The organism is Streptomyces sp. AC602_WCS936 (genome assembly GCF_019049125.1).
Classification (GTDB): domain Bacteria; phylum Actinomycetota; class Actinomycetes; order Streptomycetales; family Streptomycetaceae; genus Streptomyces.
Genome location: NZ_JAGMUF010000012.1, coordinates 61471 through 75221 on the forward strand (window position 1 = coordinate 61471; position 13751 = coordinate 75221).

14 protein-coding genes are annotated in these 13751 nt (G+C 69.8%); 7 read left to right on the forward strand and 7 right to left on the reverse strand.

Annotated features, from left to right (window positions below; translation table 11 throughout):
- The first annotated feature begins 9 nt into the window (after window positions 1–9).
- Complete coding sequence (locus KUM03_RS06155) at window positions 10–459, forward strand: hypothetical protein (protein ID WP_217245979.1); 450 nt, start codon at window positions 10–12, stop codon at window positions 457–459.
- A gap of 109 nt (window positions 460–568) precedes the next feature.
- Here KUM03_RS06155 and KUM03_RS06160 read toward each other — a convergent pair whose 3' ends face one another.
- From KUM03_RS06160 to KUM03_RS06170, 3 genes are all read right to left on the reverse strand, one after another.
- Window positions 569–961 carry a type II toxin-antitoxin system death-on-curing family toxin gene (locus tag KUM03_RS06160; protein ID WP_217245980.1) on the reverse strand — a complete coding sequence of 131 codons (393 nt, stop codon included), beginning with the start codon at window positions 959–961 and terminating at the stop codon, window positions 569–571.
- Complete coding sequence (locus KUM03_RS06165) at window positions 958–1152, reverse strand: ribbon-helix-helix protein, CopG family (protein WP_007445201.1); 195 nt, start codon at window positions 1150–1152, stop codon at window positions 958–960. The genes KUM03_RS06160 and KUM03_RS06165 overlap by 4 nt, the downstream gene beginning before the upstream one ends.
- A gap of 153 nt (window positions 1153–1305) precedes the next feature.
- Entirely contained in the window at window positions 1306–2034 is a 729-nt protein-coding gene (locus KUM03_RS06170) for a TetR/AcrR family transcriptional regulator (protein ID WP_217245981.1), read from the reverse strand.
- A 252-nt stretch (window positions 2035–2286) separates the two neighbouring features.
- On the opposite strand from KUM03_RS06170, the gene KUM03_RS06175 reads away from it, so the two are divergent.
- From KUM03_RS06175 to KUM03_RS06195, 5 genes are all read left to right on the forward strand, one after another.
- Complete coding sequence (locus KUM03_RS06175; RefSeq protein ID WP_308406262.1) at window positions 2287–3780, forward strand: MFS transporter; 1494 nt, start codon at window positions 2287–2289, stop codon at window positions 3778–3780.
- A 31-nt stretch (window positions 3781–3811) separates the two neighbouring features.
- Window positions 3812–4804: an isopenicillin N synthase family oxygenase gene (locus tag KUM03_RS06180; protein WP_217245983.1), complete on the forward strand. Its 993-nt coding sequence runs from the start codon at window positions 3812–3814 to the stop codon at window positions 4802–4804.
- A gap of 30 nt (window positions 4805–4834) precedes the next feature.
- Window positions 4835–5596 carry a class I SAM-dependent methyltransferase gene (locus KUM03_RS06185; RefSeq protein ID WP_217245984.1) on the forward strand — a complete coding sequence of 254 codons (762 nt, stop codon included), beginning with the start codon at window positions 4835–4837 and terminating at the stop codon, window positions 5594–5596.
- A 51-nt stretch (window positions 5597–5647) separates the two neighbouring features.
- Window positions 5648–6376, forward strand: coding sequence for an NAD(P)-dependent oxidoreductase (locus KUM03_RS06190; RefSeq protein ID WP_217245985.1), 729 nt, complete (start codon window positions 5648–5650; stop codon window positions 6374–6376).
- 370 nt (window positions 6377–6746) lie between these two features.
- Window positions 6747–7757, forward strand: a complete 1011-nt coding sequence (locus KUM03_RS06195) for a hypothetical protein (RefSeq protein ID WP_217245986.1) — start codon at window positions 6747–6749, stop codon at window positions 7755–7757.
- Window positions 7758–7934: 177 nt separating this feature from the next.
- Here the strand turns inward: KUM03_RS06195 and KUM03_RS06200 are convergent, their stop codons facing one another.
- From KUM03_RS06200 to KUM03_RS06215, 4 genes are read right to left on the reverse strand one after another with little or no spacing between them, the layout of a single operon-like run.
- Window positions 7935–9263, reverse strand: a complete 1329-nt coding sequence (locus KUM03_RS06200; protein WP_217245987.1) for an FAD-dependent monooxygenase — start codon at window positions 9261–9263, stop codon at window positions 7935–7937.
- The gene (locus tag KUM03_RS06205) at window positions 9260–10852 is read right to left on the reverse strand and encodes a class I adenylate-forming enzyme family protein (protein WP_217245988.1); all 1593 of its coding nucleotides are present in this window, start codon (window positions 10850–10852) and stop codon (window positions 9260–9262) included. Before KUM03_RS06205 ends, KUM03_RS06200 begins: the two co-directional genes overlap by 4 nt.
- Window positions 10853–10893: 41 nt before the next feature.
- Complete coding sequence (locus KUM03_RS06210; RefSeq protein ID WP_217245989.1) at window positions 10894–11445, reverse strand: SRPBCC family protein; 552 nt, start codon at window positions 11443–11445, stop codon at window positions 10894–10896.
- A 55-nt stretch (window positions 11446–11500) separates the two neighbouring features.
- Entirely contained in the window at window positions 11501–12538 is a 1038-nt protein-coding gene (locus KUM03_RS06215; RefSeq protein WP_217245990.1) for a 3-oxoacyl-ACP synthase III family protein, read from the reverse strand.
- 277 nt (window positions 12539–12815) lie between these two features.
- Between KUM03_RS06215 and KUM03_RS06220 the strand changes: the two genes are divergently transcribed.
- Entirely contained in the window at window positions 12816–13751 is a 936-nt protein-coding gene (locus tag KUM03_RS06220; RefSeq protein ID WP_217245991.1) for an amidohydrolase family protein, read from the forward strand.

Below are 13751 nucleotides of genomic sequence, written 5' to 3' on the forward strand. Positions count from 1 at the left end.
AGATGACACATGGACAGCGAACTGGCCGTACTCGCGGCGTCGGGCGCCACCACACTGGTCTCCCTCATGGTCACCGACTCCTGGACACACGCCCGGGAACTCGTCGGGCGGTACCTGACCCGCACAGGCGCGGCCCCCGACGCGTTCGACGACCTGCAGGACGCCAGGACCCGGCTCCTCGCCGCCGACGCCACGGAACGTGAACGGACCACCCGCGAGATCAGCCGACGATACGGTGACCGTCTGCACCGACTCGCGGAAGCCGACGACGGCAACGGCGAGGCCCTGCGTGCTCTGCTGACCTCGTTACTGCCACTCTCGGCGTCCGCGGCAGACAGCTGGCGCACGGTGGACAACCACATCAGCGGTGGAGTCCAGCACGGCCCCGTCGTCCAGTCGGGCACCGTTGCCGGGCTGACCTTCCACATGGATCACGTCGATCGCGCAGACCACCAGTAGCGCCAGTAGTGCCGGCGCGGCGAGCGAGTTGGCCGCCCCGAGGCAGCCTCGTAGCTACGCGGCGCCCGGTGGTCACGGCACCCGTGTCCTGCCCGCACGTCGTCGAACGTCAGGAAACGGGGAGCCAGGCCGCCAGGCGCTTGGCAATGACCGGTACATCGACGTTGTCCTGCGCGACGTCCTCGACGAACGGGCCGGCAACGGAGACGGGCGGCGGGACGGTACTGGCGCTCACGCCGTTGAACCGCAGGCAGACACGCATGGCGAGCCAGGCGGTGCGCTTGTTGCCGTCGATCAGCGCGTGATTGCGGGCAACGGAGTGCAGCAGCGCCGCCGCCTTCTCGTGCAGCGTGGGATACAACTCGGCCCCGAACACGTTCGTCCGGGGTCGCTCGATCGCCGACACCAGAAGGCCCATGTCACGCACGCTGTGCTCGGTACCGTTGACCGTACGGGCGATGGCCAGGATCTCGTCGATCTGGATGTAGCGCACGTTCGTCACTTCAGGTAGTCCAGAATCTCCGCATCGCTGTCCATCAGCTCGGCCAGAACGTCATCGACCTTCAGCTCGGCCCGGTCCTGCGCGTCACGGATGGCCTCAATGGCAAGTTCCTGCTTGCTGCGACCCTCCCGACGAGCCCGCTCGGTGAGTTTCGCGTCAAGGTCGTCGGGGAGTCGAAGTGTCATCGCCATGCAGCCATGATACCAGAACGGTATCACGGCGGCGTTCCGCGCGGCCCGGGCCGGAAAGCGGCGCGGGGCTCGCGGGCCCGGGTCCGCGGGCGCCCCGGCGGATGACCGGAGCGCCCTTCCCCCGTGCGCGGCCCGTGCGGACGGCGGGGCGCCTCAGCCCCTGGTCCGTGCCTCGATTCCGTCGAGCAGCAGTTCCAGCCCGACCTTGAAACTGGAGTCCCAGTCGACATCGGCGATGTAGTTGTTCGCCGCCACGGTCGGGTACTGCTCGCGCCGGTTCTCCAGATACTCCTGCCCCAGCCTGGCCTCCTCGGGGGACAGGTGCAGGCTGGACTGCGTGGCGGTGGCACCCATCACGTGGTTGTACAGCGCCCACGTGGCGGCGTTGAGCCGCTTGTCGGTCAGCCCGGCCCGCAGCAGGGCGGACTGCAGGAACTCCATCCACGCCAGGAAGTTCGGGCCCATCAAGGGCCGCTGCCGCGCGGGCAGGGTGGCCGCCCAGGGGTGCCGCAGCATGGCCTCCCGCCAGGTGTCGACCAGCGCCACGATGTCGTCCCGGGGGTTCTCGGAGCGCTGGTCCGGGAGCGAGGTCTCCCCGAAGATGGCGTCGACGGCCAGGTCGATGACGTCAGCCTTCGTGGCCACGTGCCAGTACAGGGTCGTGGCGCCCACCTGGAGCCGTTCGGCCAGGTGACGCATGGTGAGCCGGTCCATCCCCTCCTCGTCCAGCAGGGCGACGGCGGCCTGGACGATGCGTTCCCGCGTCAGCGGTGGTTCTCCCTTGTTCCCCCGCGGGGAGCGCAGCCAGACGTTGCCGATTCCCGCACTGTCCTGCCCCCTCGCGCGTTCCTTGCCCGCTATGACCTTCACCTCCGGATCCATGCGGCTCACCCTCGAGGGTGCACATCGCGTCACTGAGTGTTCGGGGCGAGTCTCGCACGTCCGGGCCCGCTCCCCGCGGCGAGCCCGATGGCACTGTCACCGTGACCTCTCATCCTTTCTTCAACTCCCTTTCCTTTTGGACCACTTGCGGCCCCCGTGGTGGCCGCGCCGAACGCTTCCGTAATGGCACGGCTGCGCTGGGTTGTAGTAGGGTCCCCTCCACTAGACCAACGTTCGAGTCACCCGACCATAGTGCGAGTAGCCGTGACAGACATCCAGCAAGACGCTCCATCACCCCCTCGGTCCCGGAAACGCTGGTGGACCCTTCCGGTCGTGAGCCTGGCCCAGCTGATGGTCGTGCTCGACGCGACCATCGTGAACATCGCGCTCCCCTCGGCCCAGGACACCCTGGGCATAACCGACACCGACCGTCACTGGGTCATCACGGCCTACGCCCTCGCCTTCGGCGGCCTGCTGCTGGTGGGCGGACGGGTGTGCAGTGCGATCGGACACCGGCGGGCCTTCACCATCGGCCTGATCGGCTTCGCCCTGGCCTCGGCGCTCGGTGGTGCGGCGGGCGACGCCGCGACCCTCTTCGCGGCACGTGCCGGGCAGGGCGTCTTCGCCGCGCTGCTGGCCCCGGCGGCGCTGTCGCTGCTCATCCTCACGTTCACCGACGGGCGTGAGCGCGGGAAGGCCTTCGGCGTCTTCGCCGGCGTCGGCGCGGGCGGAGCGGCCCTCGGCGTCGTGGCGGGCGGGCTGCTCACCGAGTACGCCAACTGGCGCTGGTGCCTCTACATCAACATCCCCATGACCGCGATCGCCCTGCTCGGCGTCCCGCTCATCCTGCGCGACCGCCCGGGCGGCAGCCTGCGCAACCTGGACGTCCCCGGGGTGCTGCTCAGCGCCGCGGGCCTCGTACTGCTCGTCTACGGCTTCACACAGGCGGAGCCGCACGGCTGGGGCGACCCGATGGTCCTCGCCCTGCTCGTCGGCGGCCTGCTCCTGCTGGCCCTGTTCGTGCTGGTGGAGGCCAGGACACGGCATCCGCTGCTGCCGCTGCGGATCCTGCTGCACCGTGTGCGCGGCACCGCGTTCCTCTCCGTGTGCCTGATGTTCGCCGCGATGTTCGGCTTCTACCTGTTCGTGAGCTACTACACGCAGACGATCCTCGGCTACTCACCGGTCAAGGCCGGTATGACGCTGCTGGTCAACGCCGTGAGCACCACCATCGGCGCGATGCTCATCGCCGGCCGGCTGCACCGCCGGGTCGGCACCGACGCCCTGATCGCGGGCAGCCTGCTGTCGTCGGCCGCCGGAATGCTGATCCTCACGCAGCTCGAGGTGAACAGTTCGAACGTCTTCGCGGTGTACCTCACCCCGTCCATGATCCTCACCGGAATCGGTCTCGGCTGTCTGCTCGCCACGGCGACGAACACGGCGACGGTCCAGCTGGACCCCGCCGAGGCGGGTGTCGCGTCGGCGGCCTACAACACCGTGCAGCAGGTGGGAGCCGCGTTTGGCACCGCACTGCTCAACTCCATCGCCACGAGTGTCACCGGGGCCTACCTCCACGACCACGGCACGGACGCGGACACCGTCACCACCGGGACGGTGCACGGCTACACCGTGGCGCTCTGGGTGGCCTTCGGCATCCTCGTGGCCGGCGCTCTCCTCGTCGGCCTCCTGTCCCGGGGCCGGCACCGAACCCCCCACCCGGAAACGGCGGCCGAAGCCACCGGCTGAGGCCCTGCCGCCACGAAGGAGGAGAACAGTCATGCTCACCGCCGGCGCAACCGTCGCCAAGGGATTCGTTCCCGTCATCGACCTGTCGTCCAGAGACACCGCCGAAGGGCGCGCGGCCCTCGCCAAGGCCATCGACGCCGCCTGCACGGGCTCGGGGTTCTTCGTCATCGTCGGTCACGGAATTCCCCAGGAACTCATCGACCGCATGTTCCACACGACGTACGCGTTCTTCAGGCTGCCCGACGAGGAGAAGAAGGCGGTCGCGCACCGCCCGGGTGTCTCCGGCTACCGCAAGACCGGCGGGTCGACCGCGCACAGCCTCGACCAGCAGACGCCCCCGGATCTGTGCGAGGCCTTCTCCGTCCACGCGACGGGCGAACTGAGCGGGGAAGAGCGCCGCAAGCTCGGCAACGAGTGGGCGACCTGGACGCTGGCCAACGTCTGGCCGGAGAATCCGCCGGAGTTCCGGAAGGTATGGCAGGAGTACATGACGGCCATGGGCGAACTGGCCGCCGACCTCATGCACCTCTTCGCCACCGCCCTCGACCTGGACGAGAAGTTCTTCGACGACAAGTTCGACCACCACGGCTCATCCATCGCCGTCAACTACTACCCACCCCAACTCACCCCGCCCCTGCCCGGCCAATGGCGACGCGGCCCCCACACCGACTTCGGCAGCCTCACCATCCTCTACCAGGAGGACAACCGCGGCGGCCTCCAAGTCCTCCAGGGCGAGAACGACTGGCGCGACGTCAGCGCCATCCCCGGCAGCTTCGTCGTCAACATCGGCGACCTCATGGCCCTGTGGACCGGCGGACGCTGGGTCTCCACCATGCACCGCGTCGCCACCCCCCACCCCGACGACACCAACTCCCGCCTCACCATCCCCTACTTCTACCTCCCCAACCACGACGCCCTCATCGAACCCATGCGCCCGTTCACCGACTCCCCCACCGTGGAACGGTTCGACTCCGTGACGGTCAGCGACTGGGTGTCGCGCAAGGTGCAGAAGATTTTCAGCTGAGCCCGTCCTGCTCCGGAAAGGCAGTGGATCATGCAGAAGAGCGTCCATCACGACAGGATCAGTGAGCAGTACCAGGCCTCCAGCACCCAGTACGACAACGTGAAGAACCTCCCCTACGCGTTCGTCGAGCGCGAGACCCTGCTCTCCGGGATGCCCGACCTCACCGGGAAGCGGGTCCTGGACGTGGCCTGCGGCACCGGCTTCTACTCACGCATCTTCAAGCGCCTGGGCGCGGAGAGCGTCGTCGGCATCGACATCGAGACGAGCATGGTGGAGGTGGCCCGCGGGATAGAGGCGGAGCAGCCGCTCGGCATCACCTACGAGGTGGGGGACGCGGCCGAGCTGCCGGTGCTCGGGGAGTTCGACGTGGTCGCCCCCATCTGGGCGTTCGTCCACGCCAAGGACACCGCCGAGTACCACGAGATGGTGGCGCGCTGTGCCGCCAACCTGGTCTCCGGCGGCACCATGGTGGCCCTGTGCTCGAACCCGGACATCGACCTCGACGGGATGTCCGTCTATCCGCGCTACGGCCTGTCCATCACGCCCAAGGAGAAGCACGGCGAGCGCCAGGTGATCCACATCGAGATGGACGTCGACCCGCACGTCGGCTTCGACGGCTTCTTCTGGCCGGCCGGCACCACGGAGGAGGCGATGGAGAAGGCCGGTCTCACCGATGTGCGCCGTCTGCCGAACCGCGCCCCCGGGCACGTGGCGGGCCTGTCGGAGAAGGGCTACTGGGCGGACTTCGTGGCGAACCCGCCGTTCGCCCTCTACACGGCGACGAAGCCGTGACCGTGTCCGACCCGAACAGGATGGCGGCAACTGTCGAGACGGAGAAGTCCATTGAAGCTGGCTGTGTTCGGAGCGAACAGTTCGACCGGGCGGCACCTCACTGAACAGGCGCTCGCCGCGGGCCACACGGTGACCGCCGTGGTGCGGCGGCCCGGAGAGTTCCCCCTCACCGATCCGCGTCTGGACGTCTGCGGCGCGGACGTGACCGACCGGCAGGCGGTTGAGCGGGCGGTCGCGGGGCAGGACGCGGTCGTGTCCATCCTGGGCGTGCCGTACGGGCGCCGGCCGGTGACGGTGCTCTCGCGGGGCATCACCCACATCACCGACGCCATGGTCCAGCACGGTGTCAAGCGCCTGGTCACGGTGACATCGCGGCTGCTGGCCGTGCATGCCGGCCGGGCGGCCGGGGAGGAGCCGCTGCGTGAGCGGTTCATGTACCGCAGAGTGATGTACCCGTTCCTCACCACCCTGGGCCGGACGCTCTACGACGACATGGTGCGCATGGAGCAGATCGTGCGCGCGACGGATCTCGACTGGACGATCGTCCGGCCCTCCGCGCTCTTCAACACCGACACGGTGAGCCCCTACCACTTCGGCCCGCCGCAGTCTCCGGGGCTTTATACCTCGCGTATCGATCTGGCCCATTCCCTGCTGACGGAAGTGACCGGAAACGAGCATGTCCGCTCGGTCGTCGCCGTCTTCACCACGCAGGGAGTGCCGACCTTTGGTGATGTGCTGAAGAAGGAGGTCATGCGCATCGGCTCCTGGGATCACAAGTAGCGGTCAGGCCGCCTCGAATGGCGACACCACCCGATATGGGTGGTGTGGCCATCGACGCGTTTCCGTATGCATTCACAGAACCCGCACATCTACGATCGTCTAAATCTGGACCACTCGGCTTTGCGTGGTGGAAATACCGCAACAGGTGTGACAATCTGAAATAGGAAAGACACCTACCCTGACACTCGAAGGGGAGCTTCAAGGGGGAGATGCGCCCGTGCACAAAGGTTCACAGCTCGCAGCATTCCTCGAGAGCCTGAATTGGTCGCCCGAACGGCTGGCCCGCGAAATCAATCGGAGATACGGCGAGGGCACGGTCAGTCTGAAAGCTCCGTACGGCTGGACGAAGGGGGCATATCCACGCGGTAAGGTGCCCTGTTTCGTCGCCGCCATCCTCTCCGACCAACTGGGCAGACCGATCGGTATAGGCCAGATATGGCCGGAGCGCTCGGCGGGCACCGACCACCGCGCCGACCGTCCGGCCACCGGCGTCCCCTGGTCCGAGGAGCACATCGACCGCGCCCTGCAACTCCTTCTCGACCAGGAGGAGAACGGCGCCGGGGGGAACCCGCGGTGCGGCGAGCCGGTGTCCGGGCTCGAACTGGTCTCCCTGACCGTCGACTGGCTCACGGCCGACACCAGGCTGGCCCCGGCGCGCTCGGGCGGCCCCGAACTCTCCGCCGACATGATCGAGGTGCTGGTCGGCCGGATCACGCGGCTGCGCGGGCTCAGCGCCCCGCACAACAGCGCGCTGATCGGCAGGTGGGTCGTGCACGAGCTGCACTGGGCCCGCGACCTTGCCAGGAACACCTCCTACGACGCACCCACCGGCAGACGGCTGTACGGCGCGATCGCGGAGCTGGCCCAGCTCGCCGGCTGGACCGCGGAGGAGAAGGGCCACTACGCCCAGGGCCAGCAGTACCTCCTGGTCGCCCTGCACGCGTCCGGCCTCGCGGGCGACCGCAACCTGGGCGCGTACATTCTGTCCTGCCTCAGCTACCACCTCACCAAGTGCGGCAACGGACGGGACGCGCTGCGGCTCATCAAGCTCGCCGACATCGGCATCGAGGACGCCGTGCCCGGCGTACTGCGCTCGCTCCAAGCGTCCCTTGAGGCGGCGTCACTGGAGGCGTGTCCGCGCGCTGATTCCGAGGAGGAGTCGCGCCGGATGGACACCACCGACCCGGACGACGACATGGTCCACCTCCTCGTGCTGGAGGAACGTATCGCCGCGGCCCTGCTGAGCCGGGACGACGACACCGCCCCGCGACCACCGGTGCCTCCCCGCCCCCGGACGGCTCCACGCGCGGCGGCATCACGCGCCGAACTGACCTGCTGCGGCGGCCCGGCGGGGGTGCGGGGGGCGGCCCGGGGGGACTGACAGGGCGGCGAAACCGTGCCCGGAGCGACCGACGCGTGCGCCGAGGCCATGCCCGGTACGCCCGGAGGCGGACCCGAGCGATCAGCGCGGGCGCCGAGGCCCTCCCCGAGGCGCCCGGAGGGGTCGCGGGCGCCTCGGGGAAAGGCGGTCCGGGAACGGTGTCGTGGCCGGGCCCCGTCAGCGGGACCGGTCGGGCGGTGCCAGATATCCGCCCAGGGTGTAGGCCCCCGTCGCCGCGCCGCGGCCGGGGTCCTCGCCGTCGCCGGCGCCCAGCACGCCGGCCAGGGTGTACGTGTCCTCCCGCGCGGGGCGCGGCGCCGGGGCGGGGTCCGGCGCCGCGAAGTCCCGCGCACCGTGCAGCCAGGCCAGACGGTCGTGGAGGTCGGTCGTCGACATGGCGGTCAGTGCCTTGTTGCGGGCGTCTGCCGCCGCACCCGCGGCGTGCCAGAGGCCGATGCTGTCCCGGGCCAGCCGGTGGACCCTCGAAATGCGTTCCCTGCGCGCGGCGTTGTAGCGCCGCAGCCGCGCGGCGAACTCGGCGGACGTGCAGTCCAGCAGGTCCCCGAGCACCACCGCGTCCTCCAGCGCCATGCAGGCGCCCTGGGCCGCGTAGTGCAGCATCGGGTGGGCCGCGTCGCCGAGCAGGGCGACCCGGTCGTCGGTCCAGACGTCCACGGGGGCGCGGTCGACCATGACCCATGCCTTCCACTCCGTGGCCAGCGCGAGGAGCCGTTGCGCGGCGTCGCAGAGCGCGGAGAACTGCTCTCGGACCCGAGGGGCGGGCACCGCCACTCCGGAGAAGGTCTCGGCCGGCTGGTTCTCGGCGCTGGGGGCGAGGTTGAGGCTGCGGCCGCCGGCGATGGGATAGTGCACGAAGTGCCGGCCGGGCCCCGCCCACCACGTCACCGACGGGTGCCTCAGGTCGGCGGGCACCCGCTCCATGGGCACGATCGCCCGGTACACGGTGATGCCCGCGTTGCGCGGCTCGCCGTCCCCGACGAGCCGGCCCCGCACGGCGGAGTGCAGCCCGTCGGCGCCGATCAGGGCGTCGGCGGTCAGCGTCCGGCCTCCCGCGAGCAGCACGCGCACGGCCTGCCCGGTGTGGTCGTAGCCGACGACCTCGGCGGCGGGCCGCAGCTCGATCCGGTCGCTGTCCCTGCACGCCCGCAGCAGCAGCCGGTGGAGCTCGCCGCGGTGCACCACGACGTAGGCGTTGCGGAAGCGGGTCCGGTAGCGCTCCTCCAGGGACATGCTCACGACGTGGTCGCCGGAGACGCCGTCCATGAAGCGCAGTTCGCGGACCGGTACGGCGATCCGGCGGACCGCCTCGGCGACCCCGAGCCGGTCCAGGGCGTGCATGCCGTTCGGGGCGAGCTGGATCCCCGCTCCGAGTTCGGCGAACTCGCTGTTGCGCTCGCACACCACCACGCGGTGGCCCCGGGCGGAGACGCTCAGCGCCGCGGCGAGTCCGCCGATGCCGCCGCCGGCGATGACGACCCTCGTCATGCCGGCGCTCCCGTCCGGCCCTGGTCGGGGTGTTCCTCCCAGGTCAGCAGGCGGGCGAGTTCCAGCCGTTTGATCTTGGCGGTGGCGGTCTGGGGCAGATCCGCCTGGTTCCACTGCACCGGCTCCGCCATGTCCGGCAGGTCCGCCACGGCCGTCCGCCACGCCTTCGGATCGAGCGGGCGGTCGTCCCTGGTGCAGATCACCGGGCGGGGAAGCCCGTTCGGCGAGGGGACGATCACGACCTCGGTGACGTCGGGGAGGCGCGAGAACAGCCGGTCCTCCACCCCCAGGGTGCTGCCGAAGCCGGGAATCTCGTCCACTTCCCGGTCCATCAGGTGCAGGCATCCCCAGCGCGTGCGGTAGCCCAGGTCCCCCATGCGCCACCAGCCTTGGTCCGCCTGCCGGTCGAAGCGGTCCTGCTCGCCCAGGTAGGTGCGGATCCGGCCGTCGCTGCTGACCTCGATGTACCCCGGTGAGGACGATGTGGGCCGCTTGCCGTCGCGGCTCACCACCCGTACTCCGGTCATGCCCGGGAACGGTATGCCCACGCAGCGGCCGTCGGCCTCGGGGGAACGGTACCGGCCGTAACTGCGGGCGACGGTCGGCCCGATCTCGCTCTGCCCGTAGATCTGGCCGAACTTCGGGGAGCGGCGGCGGGACGCGCCGATGAGGGTGCGCACCGTACGCGGGTGCAGCGCGTCGAACGTGCTGCTGAAGAGCTTGACGTTGGCGAGTGGTTCGAGCGGCTCGCCGGCGAGCCGCTCCCAGCTCATGTACGTGTTCGGGTGGGCTTCCAGGACGGCGGGGCGCAGCCGGGCGAACAGCCGAGCCACGTGCCCGGGTTCGGCGTCGGCGAGGATCGCCACCGGGAAGCCGCGCAGCAGGGCGATGGCGAGTGCCGTGAAGAGCCGCGAGTGCACGAACGAGACGTGGATGGCCACCGGTTCCCGTCGCCGCATCAGCGCGGTGGCGAGCGCCTGCGGCCGGTACCGGGCCTGGAGGCTGAACGCCGTGTGGACGGCCAGCTTCGGGATGCCCGTGGTGCCGGAGGTGTGCGTGACGAGGGTCGGATGGTCGGCGGGCAGCTCCAGCAGGGGGATGCGCGGGGCGCCGGCCAGATCGGCCAGGGGGGTGGCGCGGTCATGGGTGCCGGACGCGAGCAGCACGCGGCGGGTGAGGGCGAAGACCGCCTCCGGCAGGGAGCCGGCGAGCAGTGCGGCGTCCGTGATGAGGTAGGGCCGGTCGACCCTGCGCAGCAGGGCGGTGACCGTGTCGCCGTCCAACTGGGGCGACAGCAGGGCCGGTACGGCGCCGATCCGGGTGGCCGCGACGGCTAGCAGGGTGATGTCGAAGGCGTTGCTCTTGTGGATCACCACGTGGTCGCCGGGCCGGAGTCCCGCCCGCCACAGGCGCGAGCCGAAGTCGGCGACGAGGTCGGCGACGTCGCTCATCGTCATGGCCCGGCCGCGTTCCGGCGCGATGTCCAGGTCGTGGTCGAGGAGCAGGACGTTCGTGGGGTACCGGGCGGCCGCCCGGTCGAACAGCGCACCCAGCCTGATGCCGCGATTTCCTACGCGCTGGAGAAACATGCGTCAACCTCGATCTGGTCGGATGTCCGGGGAACGCCGTGTCAGTCGCTTTCCATGACCTTTTTCAGCCGTTCGAGCGTGGCGGTCATGTCGTTCTCGACCTTTGTCCCCCACTCGTGGAAGAACCTTTTCCGCTCGTCCTCGTCCATTCCGGCGGTGATCTTCCGGATGCCTTCGGTGGGGGCGCCCATACGGAAGTGGTGGACGAGCCGGGTCGCGCCGTCGGCGGTGTGCAGGGTGAAGCCCCAGACGCTGTCCTGGGCCCGGCCGGACAGGGTGCGCATGGCCCACGCGAAGCGGTGTGGGGGTTCGCTGGTCACGATCTCGGCCGTCGTGGTCCAGGAGCCGCGGACCACCGGTGCCCAGGCCACGACGTCGGCGGGCCGGTTGTTGTGCCCGCGGAAGACGGCGCCGAGGGCGCCGGGTTCGCCCTCGATCCACTCACCGCCCGTGCATTCCTCGCTCCACTGGTGACTGCGCGGCAGATCGCTGACCACCGTGTAGACGATTTCGGGAGTACGGGCGACGTGCGTTTCGACGGACAGGTCGAAGAGGTGCGGCTTTTCGTTTTCCGTATTGATTTTTGAGTCCATGGGCTCATCGTTGTCGGATGGGTGAGGGGCGGGCAATGCGGCTCTGCCGGATTCGTCAGGTCGCGTCCGTCCGCTCGCGTGGCCCTTTCGCGGACCATTCGACCAGTGCCAGCCCGGCGGCCATGCCGCCGCCGAATCCGGCCAGGAGCACCAGGTCGCCGGGGGCGATCCGGGCGGCGGCCCGGTCCAGGGTGAGGGGGACGGAGGCGGCTCCGGTGTTGCCGGACCAGGTGACGGTGGTGTGCACGCGCTCGGGCGGGAAGCCGAGGTCCGCGGCCAGTCGTTCGATCATCCGGCCGTTCGCCTGGTGCGGGACGAAGTGCAACGGCCGTGTGGTGTCCGGGAGATGGGTGTCCAGGAAGGTCCGGATCAGCGGTGCGACCCGGCTCTCCACGAAGCGGCGTACCGCCGGACCGTCCATCGTGAAGTGGTGCAGACCCTGTTCGACGGACTCCGGTGAGGCGGGGATCTGCGAGCCGCCCGCGGGGACCCGGATGAGGCCTCTGTGCTCGGCGAAGGTGGCGAGCCGGGTCGCGAGCACGCCGCCGCTCCCGGTGGGCCCCAGGACCACGGCGCCGGCTCCGTCACCGAAGAGGATGACCGTGCTCCGGTCGTGCGGGTCCAGGGTACGGGAGTAGATGTCGGCGCCGATGACCAGGGCGCGGCCGCCGGAACCGCGGATCATGCGTTCCGCCGTCGCCAGGGCGAAGACGAAGCCGCTGCAGACGGCGTTGAGGTCGAAGGCCGGTGTCCCGGGGGCGACGCCCAGTTCCGCCGCGACGGCGGTGGCGGTGGGTGGCTGGGGCGAGTCGGGCGTCGACGTGGCCACCACGACCAGCGTGATCTCCTCCGCGCGCAGGCCGGCGTCGTGGAGCGCCATGCGCGCGGCCATCGTTGCCAGGTCCGAGGTGGACTCGTCGGACTTCGCCCAGCGTCGTTCCCGGATGGCGGTCTTCCGCCTGATCCATTCGTCCGTCACACCCGCGGGGAGTCCGACGTCGTCGTTGGTGACGACGTTGCCGGGCAGGCACGAGCCCGTGCCCAGGAGCCCGATCGAGTCCTCGTCACGGACCCGTATTGCACGACTGTCCATGGTGGCTCATTTCAGGTCGTCCGATACTTGGTTCCGTGTCGGAAGATAGTCAGCCGTGCGGGGCCCGCCCCAGCGTCGGGAAGAATGAATGTCACCTCCGGGGCGTATACGACCGTCACCCGTACGGGAGTTGACAGACTTCCCGCCGGATTCGTCGACGCCGCGGAGTTCGAATCGTAGCGTTGGGGGCCGATATGCCTGTCCGTCCGACAAAGGACACCGCATGGGGAGTAGCGACCCGGCGACGAGAGATTCGCCTTGGTCCAATGCCATCGACGTGCATCACCACATCATTCCGGATTTCTATGTGGAGGAACTCCGGAACATCGGGTTCGCCTCCACTCTGCCCGGTGTCGACAAGCCCGAATGGCGGGTTGAGACCAGTCTGTCGATGATGGACCGGCAGGGCATCCGGGCCGCCGTGGTCAACGTGTGGCCCGGTGTGCCGGCCGTCGACGCCGTCACCGCGGCCCGGTTCGCCCGCCGGGTCAACGAGTACCTCGCGGAGCTCGTGGCCGCGCACCCGGGGCGCCTCGGGGCCTTCGCCGTGCTGCCGCTGCCGCACGTGGACGCCTCGCTGGAGGAACTCGCCCACAGCACCGACGTCCTCGGTCTCGACGGAGCGGGGCTGGTCACCAACTACGGCGGCGTGTACGTCGGGGACCCGTCACTCGACGCGTTCCACGCCGAGGCCGCCCGGCGCGGGACGCCGCTGTTCGTCCATCCGACGGCGCCTCCGGTCGATCAGCCGGCCTTCGGTCTGCCGGTCTCCCTCTGCGAGTTCCCCTTCGAGACGGTGCGGCTGGCGGCCCAGTTGCTCTACAACCGCACCCTGGACCGCCATCCGGGACTGCGCGTCATCCTGTCCCACGGCGGTGGCGGTCTGGCGTACTACGCGGCGCGGCTGGCCTGTGGACCGCTGATCCGGGCCGATCTCGCCGAGCGGCTGCCCGCCGACCCGATCGCATATCTGCGGCGTCTCTACAGCGACACCGCCATGATCGGCGATCCGCACGCGTTTCCCGCGGTGCGTGCGTTCGCTTCACCGGACCGGGTTCTGGTCGGTTCGGACTTTCCTTTCATGCCGGAGGAGTTCAGCGGGCAGGGCGGCCGCTACATCGCCGAGCACGGCGGATTCTCCGGCCAGGAACTGGAACGCATCGAGACCGGCAACGCCTTCGACCTTTTCCCTCGGTTGGCGAAGTACCAGTAG

Bases quoted from the DNA above. Each gene is read 5' to 3' on its own strand.
- KUM03_RS06215 (WP_217245990.1), bottom strand. From the start codon at position 12,538: ATGGACAGTCGTGCAATACGGGTCCGTGACGAGGACTCGATCGGGCTC.
- KUM03_RS06170 (WP_217245981.1), bottom strand. From the start codon at position 2,034: ATGGATCCGGAGGTGAAGGTCATAGCGGGCAAGGAACGCGCGAGGGGG.
- KUM03_RS06185 (WP_217245984.1), top strand. From the start codon at position 4,835: ATGCAGAAGAGCGTCCATCACGACAGGATCAGTGAGCAGTACCAGGCC.
- KUM03_RS06165 (WP_007445201.1), bottom strand. From the start codon at position 1,152: ATGGCGATGACACTTCGACTCCCCGACGACCTTGACGCGAAACTCACC.
- KUM03_RS06155 (WP_217245979.1), top strand. From the start codon at position 10: ATGGACAGCGAACTGGCCGTACTCGCGGCGTCGGGCGCCACCACACTG.
- KUM03_RS06205 (WP_217245988.1), bottom strand. From the start codon at position 10,852: ATGTTTCTCCAGCGCGTAGGAAATCGCGGCATCAGGCTGGGTGCGCTG.
- KUM03_RS06180 (WP_217245983.1), top strand. From the start codon at position 3,812: ATGCTCACCGCCGGCGCAACCGTCGCCAAGGGATTCGTTCCCGTCATC.
- KUM03_RS06200 (WP_217245987.1), bottom strand. From the start codon at position 9,263: ATGACGAGGGTCGTCATCGCCGGCGGCGGCATCGGCGGACTCGCCGCG.
- KUM03_RS06210 (WP_217245989.1), bottom strand. From the start codon at position 11,445: ATGGACTCAAAAATCAATACGGAAAACGAAAAGCCGCACCTCTTCGAC.